A 17,918-nucleotide genomic window follows, 5' to 3' on the forward strand; every position below is an offset into this window, starting at 1 on the left:
CCCATCTTCGTGCCCGGCCCTACCAGCCGCCCTCGCCGTAGATCGCGTCACACGCCTCGGCCAGGTCGAGCTCAGCCTCCGCGATGTCCAGCGGCCCGTCGCCCGGGATGGTGGCGTGCGGTGCGTCGGCGGCGTCCCGGAGCGCATCGCCGGCCGCCGCGACACCCGGGTACGGCGAGTTGGCGGCAGCCTCCCCGGCCGTCCACGCCTCAGTCGGGTCGGCGGGGGTGCCGAGCGCGGCGAGCCGGGAGCATCCGTCGCGGGTCCAGTCGGTGGGGGTGCTGGTCGGGGTCGGTGCGGGCGCCGGGCTGGTGGCCGCCACGGCGGCTGGCGCCGGGCCGGAGTCGTTGCCGAGGACGTAGCCGAATCCGATGAGTCCGGCGGCGAGGACGGCTGCGGCGCCTGCGATCCAGGGCCAGAGTGGACGGCGGGGCGCGGGCTGGCCGGTCAGGTCGGCGAGCGTCGGGGGAGGCTGCTCGGTCATGGCTCCGGAGGGTACGGCCCGCTGTCGAGTGATCACCTCATGCGATCGGGTGTGGCGACCGTGGTACCGCAGATGGCACCGCGTCGGCCGAATCGGCAGGTAAGCCCAACCTCACCGATAGCTGATCGCCCGACAGCACCCCGTGTTTCCGCCGGGTTAACGAGCAGTTAGGCCGGTGTCGCTCTGTGGAACTTCCACGCAGGATCATCGACCATGGACGAGCAGAGGTGGGGCGCAACGAAGCGCCTGCGGGCGATCATCTGGCTCCCGGACGACCCCGAGTGGGAGCGGTACGCGGGCTGGTGTCACGACTACTGCACGACCGTCGACCGGGAGATCGTCGCTGTCATCGACGCGCGGGCCGGCGGCAAGTACATCGACGCGATGCGCATGTTCATCGGTGGCGAGGCGGACGTGATCGTGACCGCACGACGCGACCACCTACCCGCCGACCGGCTGCCCCGGGTCGAAGTTGTCGCGGAGGAACGTCGACACGCGGCGCAGGTGATCCGGGATCAGCATCGGCGGGTGCACGAGTCCCGGGCGACGGCGCGGCCGCAGTTCCTGCGTCGAGAGCGCTGAACGCGCCGCCGATCGCCGCCTGGAGCCGGTCGTCGGTGACCTGGGTGTAGACGGCGGTCATGTCCAGGCTGGCATGCCCCATCAGTGCCTGGGTCACGCGGACGTCCCGGTAGGTGGCCTGGACCTGGGTGCCGAAGTAGTGGCGCAACGGGTACAACGTGGTGTTGAGGCCGGCGCGGCGCAGCACGGTCGCGCCGGTCCGGCCCACCCAGTACGCGTCCACCGGCCGACCCTGCGGGTCGCGGACCAGAGGCCCGGCCGGCATCGGCTCGACCAGCTCCCAGATCAGCGCGTGAGTCGGGACCGCGCGGGTCTTCCCGCCCTTGCCCTTGATCGTGATCCAGTCCCGGGTGACGTCGGCCCGGGTGACGGCCGCGACCTCGCAGGGCCGCAGCCCGGCTAGCGCGGTGAGCCGGCAGGCGAGGCGCCACGGGTCCGGCAGGTCGAAGATGGCCGCCTGGACAACGCCGGGCAGCGCGGGCCGGGGCAGTCCCCGGCGGGCGGTCGGGCGGCGTAGGTCCGCGCTTGGGTCGTAGGACAGCCACGGGTCCCGGCTGCCGGCCGCCCACCGGTAGAACCGGACGATGTGCTTGTAGTAGGTCGCGACTGTCTGGTCCGACCAGCCGTCGGTGGCCAGCCATGCGGCCAGCTCTTCGCCGAGCGCGCCGTCGATGCCGGCCGGCAGCTCGCGGTGCAGGCGGCCGAGCAGCTTCCGGGCGTCGCTGATCGTGTTGGTGGCGTACTTGCCGGCGCGCATCCAGGTCAGGTGCGCTTCGATCATGTCCAGGGGGGTCGCCATAGCCGACGGTTCCATGGGCGGGACTCCGGGTGATATCAGCCACTCGGGCGGGGGCAGGGCAGGGCTGCGTGGCCGTCCGGGTGGTGGACCCGGCCAGGCTCGTACGTTCAGGTGAGAGCTACTCGGCTTTGGTCGGGGCGGGGGTCGGCGCAACGTCGGCCCACGTCACGCCCCGGCACTTTCGGATCCCGGGCGGCGGGTCGTCCAGGAAGCAGAACGAGACACCGGCGTCCGACGGGCCGCCGTCGTACCGATGGTCGGCGTACAGCTCGGCGCCGGAGTAGATGACGATGCCGAGGCCGCAGAGGATGGCGAGGATCGCGAACTGGAGCAGCGTCGCCTCGCGGGCCTGCCGGGCGCGTCGGTTCCGGCCGGCCATCTCAGGCCACCGCCGGGCGAATGATGGCCGGACGGCGGGTTGACGCCTTCGGGGTCAGCCCTCCGGGTCGCGTCGAGTGACGCTTGGCGGCGCGGGGTGGCCGAGTAGATGAAACTAGCTCTGACCAGGTACTTTCGGTCAGGTTCGGTTTCGTAAGGGTAACGGCCGTTCAACAGTCAGGCACGATTGTCGGCCGGTGGACAGGCGTGGGCGTACGCTCCCGTCCGTAACGTGGGACAGCCGGCGGCAACGCGCAGGCCGGCTTAGGGCTGCCACCGCGGTGGGCGGTGTGCAATGGGAAGGAGACCGTCTTGCGCGCTGTGCGTGGGATGCGGGTCGTCTCGGTATTCGCGGTGGGCGGGCTCGCGCTGGGTGCGGCCGCCGCGTGTGGTGAGGCCCCGGACGATAACGAGGCGGGCGGCAACGCCGCCGACAAGTACACCGCGTGCATGGTGACGGACGTCGGAGGCATCGACGACAAGTCGTTCAACACCTCCGCGTGGGCGGGCCTGGAAGCGGCCAAGGCGGCCGACAGCAAGATCGATATCAAGTACGTGGCGTCCAAGGCCGAGGCCGACTACGAGCCGAACCTGACGCAGTACGTCAACCAGGACTGCAACTTCATCCTCGCGGTCGGTGGCCTGATGGGCGAGGCGACCTCGAAGATCGCCAAGGCGAACCCGGACCAGCAGTTCGGGATCGTCGACGCGAAGCTGCCGGAGAGCAACGTCTTCCCGATGCAGTTCGACACCGCGCAGGCCGGCTACCTCGCGGGTTACCTGGCGGCCGGGATGACCAAGACCGACAAGGTCGGCACCTACGGCGGCATGAAGATCGGTCCGGTGACCATCTTCATGGACGGCTTCGTCGACGGTGTCGCCCAGTACAACCAGGTCAAGGGCAAGAACGTGCAGGTGCTGGGCTGGAACAAGCAGACCCAGAACGGCTCGTTCACGAACGACTTCGTCAAGCAGGACGAGGGCAAGAAGGTCTCCGACACCCTGGTCGCCCAGGGCGCGGACATCATCATGCCGGTGGCCGGCGGCGCCGGTCTGGGCACCACGGCGGCCGCGCAGGCCTCCGGCGGCAAGTACTCGGTGATCTGGGTCGACGTCGACGGCTGCCAGAGCACCCCGAACTGCCCGGCCCTGCTGACCACCGTGGTCAAGAACATCTCCGACGCGGTGAAGGACGCCGTGGTGACCGCGGCCAAGGGCGACAAGCTGGCCCACGACCCCGGCTACCTCGGCACGCTGGCCAACAACGGCGTCTCGCTGGCGCCGTACCACGAGTTCGACGGCAAGGTGCCGGCCGAGCTGAAGGCCGAGATCGACAAGCTCAAGGCCGACATCAGCTCCGGCGCCATCAAGGTCACCTCGGCCAGCCAGCCGAAGTGACCACCGGGTCGCCGCCCGGAGAGTTCGGGCGGTCGACCGGGTACGGCTGACGCCGACGATCCGGTCGCTCCGACCGTGCTGGAGGCACTCCTCCGCACCGGTCGGGGCGGCCGGTTTTCGCGCCGGTCCGGCAGCGACCGGTGAAAGCAGCAGCTAGGCTGCACCATCGCCCGCACTCCAGGAGGTTGCGCTGAGACTCGAACTGCGCGGCATCACCAAGCGGTTCGGTGAACTGGTCGCCAACGACCACATCGACCTGACGGTGGAGCCCGGAGAGATCCACGCGCTGCTCGGCGAGAACGGCGCGGGTAAGTCCACCCTGATGAACGTGCTGTACGGCCTGCTCCAGCCCGACGAGGGCGAGGTCCTGGTCGACGGCAGCCCGCTGAAGGCCAAGGGACCCGGCGACGCGATCGCGGCCGGCATCGGCATGGTGCACCAGCACTTCATGCTGGTCCCGGTCTTCACCGTGGCCGAGAACGTGATGCTCGGCGCCGAGCAGGTCCGGGGCGGCATCGTCGGCTTCCTCGACCGGCGCCGGGCCCGCCGCCAGGTGACCGAGGTGTCCAGCCGCTACAACCTGCGGGTCGACCCGGACGCGGTGGTCGAGGACCTGCCGGTCGGCGTACAGCAGCGGGTCGAGATCCTCAAGGCGCTCACCCGGGACGTCGACCTGCTGATCCTGGACGAGCCGACCGCCGTGCTGACCCCGCAGGAGACCGAGGAACTGCTCGGGATCATGCGGTCGCTCAAGGAGTCCGGCAAGTCGATCGTCTTCATCACCCACAAGCTCAAAGAGGTCAAGGCGATCGCCGACCGGATCACCGTGATCCGGCGCGGCCGGACCGTCGGCACCGCCAGCCCGGACGCGAGCGAGGACGAGCTGGCCGCGCTGATGGTCGGGCGCACCGTCAACCTGACCGTGCGGAAGGCACCCGCCGCGCCGGGCGACCCGGTCCTGGAGGTCACCGGGCTGGTCGTCGACGACGAGCGGTCGGTCCGCGCGGTGGACGGCGTCGACCTGACGGTACGGGCCGGCGAGGTGCTCGGCATCGCCGGTGTGCAGGGCAACGGCCAGACCGAGCTGATCGAGGCGCTGATGGGGCTGCGCCCGGTGCTCGACGGCACGGTCACGCTTGCCGGTCAGCGCGTCAACGGCTGGTCGACCAAGCGGGTACTGCGGGCCGGGGTCGGCTACGTCCCCGAGGACCGCAGCGTCGACGGGCTGGTCAAGGAGTTCAGCGTCGCCGAGAACCTGGTGCTGGACATGTACGACCGGCCGCCCTTCGGCGCCGGCCTGGCACTGCGGCCGGAGGCGATCACCGCCTCGGCCCGGGAGCGGATTCCCGAGTTCGACGTACGCACCTCGTCGGCGGAGGCGGCCGTCGGCACGCTCTCCGGCGGCAACCAGCAGAAAGTGATCATCGCTCGGGAGATGTCCCGGCCGCTCAAGCTCTTCGTCGCCGCCCAGCCGACCCGGGGGGTGGACGTCGGCTCGATCGAGTTCATCCACCGCCGGATCATCCACGAGCGGGACATCGGCACCGCCGTACTCCTGATCTCCAGTGAGCTGGACGAGGTGATCGGGCTGGCCGACCGGATCGCGGTGATGTACCGCGGCCGGATCATCGGCGTGGTCGGGCCGGACACCCCGCGCGAGGAGATCGGCCTGCTGATGGCCGGCATCACCGACGCCGCAGCCGATGCCCGGACGGACGCGACTCCCGATGCCGGGACGGACGCGAGTCCCGAACGGCCGGTGGACCCCTCTTCCGACGGCGCTGGTAGCGAGGAAAGTCGATGACCGACGTGAACGAGCCAGGGTCGCCGCAGCCGGAGCAGCCGACTCCGGCCCGGCCGGAGCAGCCGACCCCGGCCCGGCCGGCGCCCAGCGCAGGGGCGGGTGGCGGGCCGGGAGAGCCCGGGGGCGCGCCGACCGACCGGGACGGCGGCGGGCGGCAACTGCTCCAGACCTTCGTGCACAACCTCTGGGCGGCGAACACCGTCACGGTCACCGTACTGGCGATCGTGCTGGCCACGCTGATCGGCGCCGTACTGATCATCGTCTCCGACCCGGACGTGCTGGCCACCTGGGGCTACTTCACCGCCCAGCCCTCCGACGCGCTGAACGCCAGCTGGACCGTTGTCAGCGACGCGTACGCGAACCTGTTCAAGGGCGCGGTCGTCGACCCGGCGGCGGTGCAGGCCTGGGCGAACGGCAGCGGCGGCTGGCAGCCGGTCTTCGCGCCGATCTCGGAGACGCTCACCTACACCGCCCCGCTGGTCTTCACCGGGCTGGCGGTCTCGCTCGCCTTCCGGGGCGGCCTGTTCAACATCGGCGCACAGGGCCAGGCGACCCTCGGGGTGATCCTCGCCGCGCTGGCCGGCTTCCTACTCCCGCTGCCACCGGTGATCCACCTGGTCGTGGCGGTACTCGCCGGAGCGCTGGGCGGGGCGATCTGGGGCTTCGTACCCGGGTTCCTGAAGGCGCGTACCGGTGCGCACGAGGTGATCACCACGATCATGCTCAACTACGTCTCGTTCTCCTTCCTGGCCTGGATCATCGTGCAGGGCGGGGTGCACGATCCGGAGCGGACCGACGCGATCAGCCGGCCGGTGGACGGCTCCGCGCAACTGCCCCGGCTGCTCGGCGGCGACCTGCGGGTGCATCTCGGCATCGTGCTGGCGGTCGCCGCCACCTGGGCGGTCGGCTGGCTGCTCAACCGCTCCACCTTCGGCTTCGAACTGCGGGCGGTCGGCGCCAACCCGGACGCGGCACGGACCGCCGGGATCAGCGTCGGCCGGACGTACGTGCTGGTGATGGTGATCGCCGGGGCGCTCTCCGGGCTGGGCGGCGCCAACATGGTGCTCGGGACCACCGCCACCGCGCTCACCCCACTGGTGGTGGCCCAGATCGGCTTCGACGGCATCCTGGTGGCCCTGCTCGGCCGGGTGAAGCCGTGGGGTGTCGCGCTCGCCGCCCTGCTCTTCGGGGCGCTCCAGGCCGGCGGCAACCGGATGCAGTCGTACGCCAGCATCTCGCTGGAGCTGGTCACCGTGTTGCAGGCGCTGATCGTCATCTTCATCGCCGCGCCGGCCCTGGTGAAGGCGATCTTCGGGCTCCGGGCCGCCCGCGCCGCCCGGCTGTCCTCCACGAGCATGGCGAAGGGCTGGTAGTCAGCGTGAGCGCGAGGAGTGAGCTTGCGAGCCCCGCAGTCGCGAACGGAGGGGGTGCGGTGAGCGCGAGGAGTGAGCTTGCGAGCCCCGCAGTCGCGAACGGAGGGGGTGCGGTGAGCGCGAGGAGTGAGCTTGCGAGCCCCGCAGTCGCGAACGGAAGGTGGCACTGATGTCGACGATGGCTGTCGAGGACGTCGCCGTCGCGGTGCGTACGGGCTTCTGGACCCGGGACCGCAGGGTCGGCGCCGGTTCCGTACTGCTCGGAATTGTCGCGGCGGTGCTGTTCGGCTCGCTCGCCACCGGTGAGGACGCCCGGTTCACGCTCAGCGAGGATGCCGGTGGGGCGGCGCTGGCCATCGACGGCACGTTCGGGGCGATCCTGTTCGGGCTGGTGGCGGCGGCGGCCGGGGCGGCGCTGCTGGCCGGGCTGCCGAAGCGCTGGTTCGTGCCGCTGCTCGGCGTGGCGGTGGTCGGGGTGGTGCTCTCCTTCCTCTGCTGGCAGGTGTCGGCGGCGCCGGCCGGGCAGAACTTCATGCCGCTGGTAAACATCGTCCGGGGTACCTTCATCCTGGCCCTGCCGCTGATCTTCGGCGCGCTGGCCGGGGTGCTCTGCGAACGGTCCGGCGTGGTGAACGTGGCTATCGAGGGCCAACTGCTGATGGGGGCCTTCGCCGGTGCGCTGGTCGGCACGATCGCGGCGAGCGCCTGGGTCGGGCTGATCGCGGCCGCGCTCGGCGGCGCGCTGATCTCGCTGCTGCTGGCGATCTTCACCATCCGCTACCTGGTCGACCAGGTGGTGATGGGGATCGTGCTGAACCTGCTCGCGGTCGGCCTGACCGGCTTCCTCTACGAGCGGCTGATGCAGCCGGAGGCGGCGAAGTACAACCAGCCGCCGAGGTTCGAGGCGTGGCCGATCCCGGTGCTGTCGGACATCCCGGTGCTCGGGCCGGCACTGTTCCGGGGCAACATCTTCCTCTACCTGGCGCTGGTCCTGGTGCTTGTGGTGCACGTCGCGCTGTTCCGCACCCGGTGGGGGCTGCGGACCCGCTCGGTGGGCGAGCACCCGACCGCCGCCGACACCCTCGGGGTGAAGGTGCTGGCGCTGCGCTACCGGAACGTGCTGCTGGCCGGCATGGTGGCCGGGATCGGCGGTGCCTCCTACACGCTGGCGCTCTACACCTTCAGCAAGAACATGATCGGTGGCAAGGGCTTCATCGCGCTGGCGGCGCTGATCTTCGGACGGTGGAGCCCGACGGGTGCCCTGCTGGCCGCGCTCTTCTTCGGCTTCGCCGACCAGCTCGGCACCTACCTGAGTGCGATCGACAGCAGCATCCCGAGCGAGTTCCTGGCGATGCTGCCGTACCTGGCCACCCTGCTGGCGGTGGCCGGGCTGGTCGGCAAGGTGCGGGCGCCGGCCGCCGACGGCAAGCCCTACATCAAGGGCTGACCAGCGGCGGGGCAGGATGGGAGCGTGACGGTGGAGATTGACTGGGCCAGGCTGCGGGCGGCGGCGACCGACGTGATGCGGCACGCGTACGCGCCGTACTCGAACTTTCCGGTCGGGGCGGCGGCGCTTGTCGACGACGGCCGGGTGGTGGTCGGCTGCAACGTCGAGAACGCGGGCTACGGGGTGACGCTCTGCGCCGAGTGCGGGGTGGTGTCGGCGCTGCACGCCTCCGGTGGCGGCCGGCTCGTCGCGCTGTCGTGCGTCGGCGCGACAGGTGAGCCGCTGATGCCGTGCGGGCGGTGCCGGCAGCTGCTCTGGGAGAACGGCGGGCCGGACTGCCTGGTCGAGGCGGATCCGGTGCCGCTGCGGATGGCGGAGCTGTTGCCGCACGCGTTCGGGGTGGAGGACCTGGAGGCGATCGCGGCCTCGACGAAGGTGCCGGCGGTGCCGGAGGAACTGGCCGTATGGCGCGGGCGGGGCACCGTCTTCGTGCATCCGGACGTCTCCGGCGGGCAGCAGGTCTGGACCGGGTACTGGGAGCGGGCCGCCGGGGACGCCGAGGGCGCGCAGACCGGAGTACTCGAAGAGGCGCCGACCTGGGAGGACCCGGCCGACGCGGTGAGCTGGGGGCAGGCGCGTACGCCCCGGGTGGTGGTGGTCGACGCGGACGGGACGCTGTTCTGGGCCGGTGAGGGGGAACCGCCGGTCGAGATCCCCCGTCGCTGGGGTTCCTGATCGTTTTTGTTGGCCGCTGCGATCGGTGCAGAGCAAGTGGGAAGAAGGAAGTCGTGGGTGGGTTCGCCGCGGTCGACGTGATCCGGGTGAAGCGGGACGGCGGGACGCTGTCCGACGAGCAGATCGACTGGGTGGTCGACGCGTACACCCGGGGGCGGGTGGCCGACGAGCAGATGTCGGCGCTGGCGATGGCGATCCTGCTCCGGGGCATGACGCCGGGCGAGGTCGCCCGCTGGACGGCCGCGATGATCGCCAGCGGGGACCGGCTGGACCTGTCCGGGGTACGCCGGCCGACCGTGGACAAGCACTCCACGGGCGGGGTCGGCGACAAGATCACGCTGCCGTTGACTCCGCTGGTGGCGGCGTGTGGTGCCGCCGTACCGCAGCTCTCCGGGCGGGGGCTGGGGCACACCGGGGGGACCCTGGACAAGCTGGAGTCGATCCCGGGCTGGCGGGCCGCGCTCGGCAACGACGAGTTCATCGCCCAGCTCGGTGAGGTCGGTGCGGTGATCTGTGCGGCGGGAGAGCGGCTGGCGCCGGCCGACCGCAAGCTCTACGCGCTGCGCGACGTCACCGGGACGGTGGAGGCGATCCCGCTGATCGCCAGCTCGATCATGAGCAAGAAGATCGCCGAGGGTACCGGGGCGCTGGTGCTGGACGTGAAGGTCGGCTCGGGCGCGTTCATGAAGTCGGAGGCGGACGCCCGGGAGCTGGCCCGGACCATGGTCGAGCTGGGTGGCGCGCACGGGGTGCGGACGGTTGCCCTGCTCACCGACATGTCGACGCCGCTCGGGCTGGCCGTGGGCAACGCGGTCGAGGTGACCGAGTCGGTGGAGGTACTGGCCGGCGGCGGGCCGGCCGACGTGGTGGAGCTGACCGTCGCGCTGGCCCGGGAGATGCTGGACGCCGCCGGGCTGCCGGACGCCGATCCGGAGCGGGCGCTGCGGGACGGCCGGGCGATGGACGTGTGGCGGGCGATGATCCGGGCCCAGGGCGGGGATCCGGACGCCGCGTTGCCGGTCGCCCCGGAGGTGGAGGTCGTCCGGGCCGACCAGGACGGGTACGTCGCCGCCGTGGACGCGTACCGGATCGGGATAGCCGCGTGGCGGCTCGGCGCGGGACGGGCCCGCAAGGAGGACCCGGTCAGCGCCGGTGCCGGAGTGCTGCTGCACCGGAAGCCGGGCGATCCGGTCCGGGCCCGTGACCCGCTCTACGAGCTGCGTGCCGACGAGGCGGACCGGATTCCGGCGGCCCGCGCGGTCGCGGCCGGGGCGGTGTCGGTCTCGGCCGACCGGCCGAAGCTGCCGGCGCTGGTGTTCGACCGGATCGGTTAGCCGCCCGGCGGCCGTGCACCCGGCCGGCCCGGACCCAGGCCCGGGTGGCGGCGTTACCAGGCTGGGGCGATGGTGCCGGCGCGGCTGCCACGCCGGGTGGCCATGGTGTACGGTCTGCCGACCCGCTATCCTCCGTCGCCGAGGGGTAGCACGGGGTGCTTGACCGGCACGACGACGGGTCCACACCGCGCCCGGTGCCGTGGGCTTCGTCCGCGCCCCGTGCGACTGTCGACGTGACGGGAATCCAGGCTGTGACCGTATCCGCTCCCGACCCGCAGTCGGTCCGGGCCGAAAATGTCGCCGAGTTGCAGCGGCTGGGGCTGCCCCTGCCGCCGGCGCAGTTTCCGCTGGTGTGGGAGCCGGGTGACGCCGTCGAGCTGCGCCCCACCGCCGAGATCGAGGCCCGGACGGCCGTACTGCACCTGGTGCTGGCCCGCTGCTTCGGGCTGTCGCCGGAGGCGGGGATGAGCTGGCTGCTCGGTTCGCACCTGGTGGAGGCGGTGACGCCACCGGAGTGGCAGTTCGTGATGGGCAGCCGGGGCGACCACCGCTCGTTCGTACTGCACCACGACGCGGTCTTCGCGCTGGCCTGGGTACTCGGGCTGAGCCGGCACCTCGACCCGACCGAGCCCAGCGACGAGCGGCTGATGGAACGCCTGCCGAACCTGGCGGCGGGGGAGACCTTCGCCCAGTGGCGGTCCCGCATCCTCGCGGCGCCCCGGGACGCGGCCGAGGTGGCCGCCGTACTCGACTTCTACTACTGCCTCGACTGGGGTTACCTGGAGGCGGAGCAGGAGGGGCTGCGACTGCCGGGGATGATCGACAGCAACGCGATCGGCCAGCGGCGGTGGGCGCTGGAGTGGGCGGTGGTGTTCCGGGGACCGTTCCACGACCCGCCCGCCGGTTGGGAGGAGGTCGACCTCTCCACCTGACGCCGGCCCGGTGATCCGCTGCCGTCGGCCCGGCGCTGGGCCGCTCCGCGCGCTCAGCGTGGGTGGTGGACGGTCAGCTGGACCGCGACGGTCACGGTGGTCGGGTCGGGGAGGTCGTCGATCCGGCGGTCGAGCCGGGCCGGGTCGGCGTGCCAGGCGCTCGGACCCATCCCGACCAGGGTGCGCAGCCCGGCCCGGTCGAGCCGGAGGGTGGCCCGGTGCGTCGCCGTACCGCCCGGGGTGAAATGGTCGGCCAGGCTGCCGGCGACCCGGGCCTCCTTGGCCGGGTCGACCCGGAGCAGGCCGAGCCGGTCGACCAGTTCACCGAGATGTTCGGCGGCCGGCGTGACCACCAGCAGGGCGCCGTCCGGCCGGAGTACCCGGCGGAACTCCGGCCCGTTGCGCGGGGCGAAGACGTTGCAGAGCAGCCCGGCGGAGCCGTCGGCGAGGGGCAGCCCGTGCCAGGTGTCGCAGAGCGCGGCACCGGCCCGGGGATGGGCGCGGGCGGCCCGCCGCAGCGCCGGCTTGGAGACGTCCAGGGCCAGCCCGACGGCGGCGGGCAGGGCGTCGAGCACCGCGGCGAGGTGCCGGCCGGTGCCGGCCCCGGCGTCCACCACCAGTTCCGGGTACGCCTGTGCGGCCGGCCCGGCGAGCTCCCGGGCGGCGTCGGCGAGTGCCTCCGAGATCAGGTCGTAGTGGCCGGCGCCGAGGAACTCCTCCCGGGCGGCCACCATCGCCGGGGTGTCCCCGGAGTGCGTGACCCGACCGGCGGTCAGGTTGACGTACCCCTGGCGGGCCAGGTCGAAGCTGTGCCCGACCGGGCAGCGCAGCGCGACCACGGCGGCCTGCGGTACGGCGGCCAGCGGCCGGCCGCAGACCGGGCAGCGCAGCCGCCGCAGGACCTCGGGTGGCACCCCGTCACGATAGTGCCCGGGCCACGGGTGCCCCGACGGTGCCCGGCTGCGGGGCCCGTGGTGCGGCCGGCGGGCGGGTCGGCCGGGCCACTAGGGTCGGTGCATGGCGGCGATCGGCTACGAAGACATCCTGCGGGTCCCCAAGGCGCTGCTGCACGACCACCTGGACGGCGGGCTGCGCCCGGCCACGGTGGTCGAGCTGGCCGGTGCGGTGGGGCACCGGCTACCCACCACCGACCCCGAGGAGTTGGGCCGGTGGTTCGTGGCGGCGGCCGACTCGGGGTCGCTGGAGCGCTACCTGGAGACCTTCGCGCACACCGTGGCGGTGATGCAGACCGTCGAGGGGCTGCGCCGGGTGGCCGCCGAGTGCGCCCTGGACCTGGCCGCCGACGGCGTGGTCTACGCCGAGGTCCGGTTCGCCCCGGAGCAGCACCTGGAGCGGGGGCTCGGGCTCGACGACGTGGTGGAGGCGGTGCTGGCCGGCTTCGCCGAGGGTGCCGCCGAGGCGGCGGCGACCGGGCACCCGATCCGGATCGGGACGCTGCTGACCGCGATGCGGCACGCCGCCCGGTCGCAGGAGATCGCCGAACTGGCGGTCCGGCACCGGGACACCGGTGTGGTCGGCTTCGACATCGCCGGGGCGGAGGCGGGCTTTCCGCCCACCCGGCACCTGGACGCCTTCGAATACCTGCAACGGGAGAACTTCCACTTCACCATCCACGCCGGCGAGGCGTTCGGGCTGCCCTCGATCTGGCAGGCGATCCAGTGGTGCGGTGCCGACCGGCTCGGGCACGGGGTACGCATCGTCGACGACATCACCCCGGGCGACCACCGGCCGGTGCTCGGCCGGCTGGCGGCGTACGTGCGGGACAAGCGGATCCCGCTGGAACTCTGCCCCTCCTCGAACGTGCAGACCGGTGCCGCGCCGTCGATCGCCGAGCACCCGATCGGGCTGCTGCGGGACCTGCGCTTCCGGGTCACCGTCAACACCGACAACCGGCTGATGAGCGGCACCTCGATGTCCCGGGAGATGGCGCTGCTGGTCGAGGCGTTCGGCTACGGCTACGCCGAGTTGCAGTGGTTCACCGTCAACGCGATGAAGAGCGCCTTCATCCCGTTCGACGAGCGGCTGGCCATCATCAACGAGGTCATCAAGCCGGCGTACGCCAAGCTGCTGCCCTGACTGTGAGGCTGGCCGGTCCGGTACGACCGGCTGCCGATCGGCCGCGAAGTGGGGACGTCTCGGACGATTTCCGGTCCGCTATCTCTTTTGGTCGGGAAATCTGCCGGGCCGGTCAGTTCGACTGTCCTGGCGGCCATTCGGTGGTCCGCACGGACCGCGTAATCCGGCACTTCGGCCTTGCCGTACCGGACCGGTCGGGCAATGGTTCTTCCCGCTGCGGAGATGCAGGCTCGCGGGTGACACCGGAGCCGGGCGCAGCCACCGTACGCGAGGGCGTAGGGTTCCCCCGTGCCGGTAACGTTCGATACGTTGCGGTGCGGGTCCCGGGTACGGGCCGAGCAGCGACCTTCCGGCTTCGGGCGGTCGGTGACAATGGAGCATGGACAGGATGCGTGACTACCCTGGGTGACGCCAGAAAGACGGACTGCTGTCAAATCGCCGGGACATCCCGATGCGCTTCCAGTCGGTGACAACCTGGGCTTTCTTCTTGAGTTGTGGCGTGATGGAATCTCGGAGGTCCGACCCGCCCGGGTCGGTCGATCAGCGGTGCCCTGGGCCTTTGGCCGGGTGCTGGATGGGAAGGCGGTGACGTGAGCAAGCGGCCGAAGACAGCAAGCCCGATCCTGTCGCGTCTCCGCTGGCCGGTCGCCGGCCGGCTGCGCGACATGCCGATCTGGTCGAAGCTGGGTCTGATCATGATCGCGCCGACCATCGCGGTCGTCGTGGTCGGCACGACCAGCATCGTCGACCACATGGAGACGCTGGACGACGCGAACCGGGCGCACACCCTGGCGACGCTCGCCCAGACCTCCGGTGAACTGGTGCACGACCTCCAGGACGAGCGCGCCGGCGCCGTACTGCTGCTCGGCTCGCGCAACGACGCGACCCGGAAGGCGGCCCGCGACGCGTACGGCAAGGTGCACCCGGAGGTCGACAAGGCCAAGGGTCCCTACTCGGAACGCCGGGCACAGCTCGACGAACTGCCGGGCAACTTCGACACGCTGCTGGCCCAGATCGACCAGGGCCTGGCCGACCTGCCGGGCATCCGCAGCCAGGTCATCAACTCCAAGTTGAAGCTGACCGATGCGGCACAGTCGTACGAGGGTCTGATCAACGACCTGCTGAACATCCGGGACCTGGCCTCGCAGCTCGCCGGCGACTCCTCGCTGAGCGACCGGATGCGGGCCGCCGCCGCCAACGCGCGCGGCAAGGAGTTCCTGTCGATGCGGCGGGTCGTGGTGCACCGCGCCCTGATCGACGGTCAGCTGACCGCCGCCCTACAGACCGACTACATCGCCACCGAAACCGGTCAGCAGCAGGCGTTGCAGACCTTCAAGGCGATCGCCACCGGTCCCGAGGCGGCGTTCTACGACGAGACGGTCACCGGCGCCGACGTGCGCGAGGTCGACAGCTACGGCGGCTGGATCCGGGGCCGGACGAACGAGAGCATGGCCGATGCGCCGTTCGACGCCGACGACTGGGACTCGGCGATGCTCGGCAACGCCCAGCTGATCCGTACCGTCGAGGGTCGGCTCGACGCCGACGTGCTGACCGAGGCGAGCGCCCTCCGCGACGACGTGCAGCGGACGGTCTTCCTGGAGACCGGTCTGCTGCTCAGCATGCTGCTGCTGGCGGTGCTCTTCGCCTACCTGGTCGCCCGCTCGATGGCCCGTTCGCTGCGCGAGCTGCGGCACGGCGCGCTCTCGATCGCCCAGTACGGCCTGCCGCACGCGGTCTCCCGGCTGCGCGACCCGCAGATGACCGCCCAGATGTCACCGGTGCAGGTGGCCAACCAGATCGCCGAGCCACTACCGGTACGCAGCAAGGACGAGTTCGGGCAGGTGACCGAGGCGTTCAACGCCGTCCACCTGGAGGCCGTCCGGACCGCCGCCGAGCAGGCCGCACTGCGCGCCTCGGTCGCGACGATGTTCGTCAACCTCGCCCGCCGTTCGCAGATCCTGGTCGACCGGCTCATCGGTCACCTGGACCGGCTGGAGCGGGGCGAGGAGGACCCGGACCGGCTGGGCGAGCTCTTCCAGCTCGACCACCTGGCCACCCGGATGCGCCGCAACGACGAGAACCTGCTGGTGCTCGCGGGCGCCGACTCGACCCGTGTGCAGCGTGAACCGGCGGCCTTGATCGACGTGCTCCGGGCCGCGCAGTCCGAGGTCGAGCACTACACCCGGATCGAGTTCGGCATGGTCGACCGGGACCTGGAGGTCCAGGCCGCCGCCGTCAACGACCTGGTGCACCTGGTCGCCGAGCTCTTCGACAACGCCACGGCCTTCTCCCCGCCGGACTCGCAGGTCATGGTGGAGGCCCGCCGGGTGGGTGACCGCGGGACCCTCTTCGTGGAGGACCGGGGCATCGGCATCACCGCCGAGCAGTTGCAGGACCTCAACGAGCGGCTCGCCACGCCACCCGCCGTCGACGTGACCGTCTCCCGGATGATGGGTCTGGTCGTGGTCGCCCGGCTGGCCTCCCGGCACGGCGTACGGGTCGAGCTGCGGCCCGGCCCCGACCGGGGGACGGTCGCCGAGGTCACGCTGCCCGCCGCGATGCTGATTCCCCGGGCGCTCTCCGGCCGCACCCAGCAGCCCGGCGGCCCGATCGCGCCGGAACCGACCGCCCGTCCGGCGATCGGCGGCCCGCTCGCCCTGGAGAGCGGTCCGGCGGCCACGCCGGCACCGGCCTTCGGCGGCGGTGGCCGCGGGCCGGGCTTCGGTGCCGACCCGGGTCCGGGCTTCGGCGCCGACCGTGGCCCCGGCTTCGGCGGCGACCGCGCCCCGGGCTTCGGCGGCGGTGACCGTGGTCCCGGCTTCGGCGGCGACCGCAACCGCGACGGCGCGCCGCTCGGCCGGCCCTACGAGCCGGCGATGAACGGTGGGCACACCGGTGGCGCCCCGAGCCAGCCGAGGGAGATGCCGGCCTGGTCCGACCTCACCGGCGCCCGGGGGGCTGTCCGCAACGGGAACGACCCCTTCACGCCCCGGGTGCCGAACGGGCACGACGTCGAGCCGCTGCCGCAGCGGCGGGCCACCGAACAGGACGCCGGTCCGTCGCCGGCCGAGACGACGATGTCCGGGTTCATCCCCCGGCAGCGTCCGGCCACGCCGGAGCCGCAGTCGAACCAGCCGAACGGGCTGGCCGCACTGCCGCCGGCCGCCACGCCGCCGCCGGTGCCACCGGTTTCGGCGCCGCCGTTCGGCCAGCCACCGGTCTCGGCGCCGCCGTTCGGTCAGCGGCCGGTTTCGGCGCCGCCGTTCGGTCAGACGGCGCCGCCGCCCGCTCCGGCGCAGCCGCCCGCCGCGCCGTCGCCGGCCCAGTCGGGCAACGCCCCGCCGGCCTGGCCACCGGTGAACACGCCGGACCGGGAGACCGCCGCACCGCCGGTGCCGGAGCGGCTGGCCGCGGCCCTGGACATGACCGCCGAGCTGCCCCGGATGGCTCGGCCCTCGGCGGCGGAGGCCACGGCCAACGTGGAGGCCCGGCCGAAGTTCGCCGACGAGACCATGGAACTGCCGATCTTCCGCGAACTGGAGTCGGCCTGGTTCCGCACCCGCCGGAAGCCCGAGGAAACCGGTGGGCAGCCGCAGGGAGCCCCTACGGCTCCCCAGGCGACCGGCCAGGCCGTCGCGGTGGACACCGCCGTTCCCGACGCGGCCCGGATCAGATCCGTACCGACCACAGGCAACGCGGCAACGGTCGACAGCCCGGCCCCCGGTGGCCAGCAGCCGGGAAGCGGTCCGGCCACCAACAGCACCGGTCGGCCGGGCGAGGGCAGCGGTTGGCGTACTGCGGCCGACGACGGCTGGCGGGCGGCCATGGCGGCTACGACAGCCGCCACGACGCCCAACCAGACCACCCAGACCGGACTGCCCAAGCGGGTACCGATGGCGCAGTTGGTGCCCGGAGCCGTGGAGAAGCCGACCACCTCGGTGCAGCGTCGTACGCCGGAGGCGGTGCGCGGGCTGTTGTCCGCGTACCACCGTGGGGTGCAGCGTGGCCGCACGCACCCGACGGACGACCAGTCGACCAGTCCGGAGGCGACTCCGGCAGGGCAGCAATCCCCGCAGGCCGGAGTGGGCCCCGCGACCGCGAGCGGCCAGAAGGAGCATGAAGGATGACATCTACGCAGGATCTCGGTTGGCTGCTGGCCAACTTCGCCGATCGTGTACCCGGCGTCGCCCACGCGATCGCCGTCTCCGCGGACGGCCTGCTCCTGGCGTCGTCACGGGACCTTCCGCGTGACCGGGCGGATCAGCTCGCCGCGATCGCGTCCGGCCTGGTCAGCCTCACCCAGGGGGCGGCGCGCTGCTTCGAGGGTGGGGCGGTGCTGCAGACGGTGGTCGAGATGGACAATGGGTTCCTGTTCCTGATGTCCATCTCGGACGGCTCGTCCTTCGCGGTCCTCGCCGCCCGCAGCTCTGACGTGGGTCAGGTGGGCTACGAGATGGCACTGCTCGTCGACCGGGTCGGTGACGCTCTGACGCCGCCGCCCCGGGCCGCCGCGGGGATGCTGAGCTAGAGGTGGTATCCGGCCGGTGCGGCTCGC

14 protein-coding genes are annotated in these 17,918 nt (G+C 72.1%); 10 read left to right on the top strand and 4 right to left on the bottom strand.

The features are described 5' to 3' along the window. Positions 1–19: 19 nt before the first annotated feature. The 3 genes from O7626_RS00600 to O7626_RS00610 form a co-directional block, all read right to left on the bottom strand. Positions 20–484, bottom strand: coding sequence for a hypothetical protein (locus tag O7626_RS00600; protein WP_278058164.1), 465 nt, complete (start codon positions 482–484; stop codon positions 20–22). Positions 485–878: 394 nt separating this feature from the next. After that, the gene (locus O7626_RS00605) at positions 879–1,865 is read right to left on the bottom strand and encodes a tyrosine-type recombinase/integrase (RefSeq protein WP_278058166.1); all 987 of its coding nucleotides are present in this window, start codon (positions 1,863–1,865) and stop codon (positions 879–881) included. 118 nt (positions 1,866–1,983) lie between these two features. Beyond that, positions 1,984–2,244, bottom strand: coding sequence for a hypothetical protein (locus O7626_RS00610; RefSeq protein ID WP_278058168.1), 261 nt, complete (start codon positions 2,242–2,244; stop codon positions 1,984–1,986). Between the two features lie 329 nt (positions 2,245–2,573). Here O7626_RS00610 and O7626_RS00615 point away from each other — a divergent pair, with 329 nt between their 5' ends. The 7 genes from O7626_RS00615 (at position 2,574) to O7626_RS00645 (ending at position 11,266) form a co-directional block, all read left to right on the top strand. Continuing rightward, positions 2,574–3,641 (top strand): BMP family ABC transporter substrate-binding protein, encoded by a 1,068-nt coding sequence (locus O7626_RS00615; protein WP_278066007.1) that lies wholly within the window; start codon positions 2,574–2,576, stop codon positions 3,639–3,641. A 250-nt stretch (positions 3,642–3,891) separates the two neighbouring features. Then, positions 3,892–5,445, top strand: a complete 1,554-nt coding sequence (locus tag O7626_RS00620; protein ID WP_347404844.1) for an ABC transporter ATP-binding protein — start codon at positions 3,892–3,894, stop codon at positions 5,443–5,445. Further along, positions 5,442–6,818 carry an ABC transporter permease gene (locus O7626_RS00625; RefSeq protein ID WP_278058170.1) on the top strand — a complete coding sequence of 459 codons (1,377 nt, stop codon included), beginning with the start codon at positions 5,442–5,444 and terminating at the stop codon, positions 6,816–6,818. Before O7626_RS00620 ends, O7626_RS00625 begins: the two co-directional genes overlap by 4 nt. 169 nt (positions 6,819–6,987) lie before the next feature. Continuing rightward, positions 6,988–8,265: an ABC transporter permease gene (locus O7626_RS00630; RefSeq protein ID WP_278058171.1), complete on the top strand. Its 1,278-nt coding sequence runs from the start codon at positions 6,988–6,990 to the stop codon at positions 8,263–8,265. A gap of 30 nt (positions 8,266–8,295) precedes the next feature. Continuing rightward, entirely contained in the window at positions 8,296–9,000 is a 705-nt protein-coding gene (locus O7626_RS00635; RefSeq protein WP_278066009.1) for a cytidine deaminase, read from the top strand. A gap of 53 nt (positions 9,001–9,053) precedes the next feature. Beyond that, the gene (locus tag O7626_RS00640) at positions 9,054–10,334 is read left to right on the top strand and encodes a thymidine phosphorylase (protein ID WP_278058173.1); all 1,281 of its coding nucleotides are present in this window, start codon (positions 9,054–9,056) and stop codon (positions 10,332–10,334) included. Between the two features lie 251 nt (positions 10,335–10,585). Continuing rightward, positions 10,586–11,266: a DUF4272 domain-containing protein gene (locus tag O7626_RS00645; protein ID WP_278058175.1), complete on the top strand. Its 681-nt coding sequence runs from the start codon at positions 10,586–10,588 to the stop codon at positions 11,264–11,266. 53 nt (positions 11,267–11,319) lie between these two features. On the opposite strand, the gene O7626_RS00650 is transcribed toward O7626_RS00645, so the two are convergent. Further along, positions 11,320–12,156, bottom strand: a complete 837-nt coding sequence (locus tag O7626_RS00650) for a putative RNA methyltransferase (protein ID WP_278066010.1) — start codon at positions 12,154–12,156, stop codon at positions 11,320–11,322. Between the two features lie 127 nt (positions 12,157–12,283). On the opposite strand from O7626_RS00650, the gene O7626_RS00655 reads away from it, so the two are divergent. The 3 genes from O7626_RS00655 to O7626_RS00665 all read left to right on the top strand — a co-directional run bounded on the left by O7626_RS00655 (position 12,284) and on the right by O7626_RS00665 (position 17,891). Then, the gene (locus O7626_RS00655) at positions 12,284–13,363 is read left to right on the top strand and encodes an adenosine deaminase (protein WP_278058176.1); all 1,080 of its coding nucleotides are present in this window, start codon (positions 12,284–12,286) and stop codon (positions 13,361–13,363) included. Between the two features lie 590 nt (positions 13,364–13,953). Further along, positions 13,954–17,490 (top strand): nitrate- and nitrite sensing domain-containing protein, encoded by a 3,537-nt coding sequence (locus O7626_RS00660; protein WP_278058178.1) that lies wholly within the window; start codon positions 13,954–13,956, stop codon positions 17,488–17,490. Then, a complete protein-coding gene (locus tag O7626_RS00665) occupies positions 17,487–17,891 on the top strand; it encodes a roadblock/LC7 domain-containing protein (RefSeq protein ID WP_101369591.1) in 405 nt (134 codons plus the stop codon). The genes O7626_RS00660 and O7626_RS00665 overlap by 4 nt, the downstream gene beginning before the upstream one ends. The last annotated feature ends 27 nt before the right edge of the window (positions 17,892–17,918 follow it).

This window comes from Micromonospora sp. WMMD1102 (assembly GCF_029626265.1).
GTDB lineage: Bacteria > Actinomycetota > Actinomycetes > Mycobacteriales > Micromonosporaceae > Plantactinospora.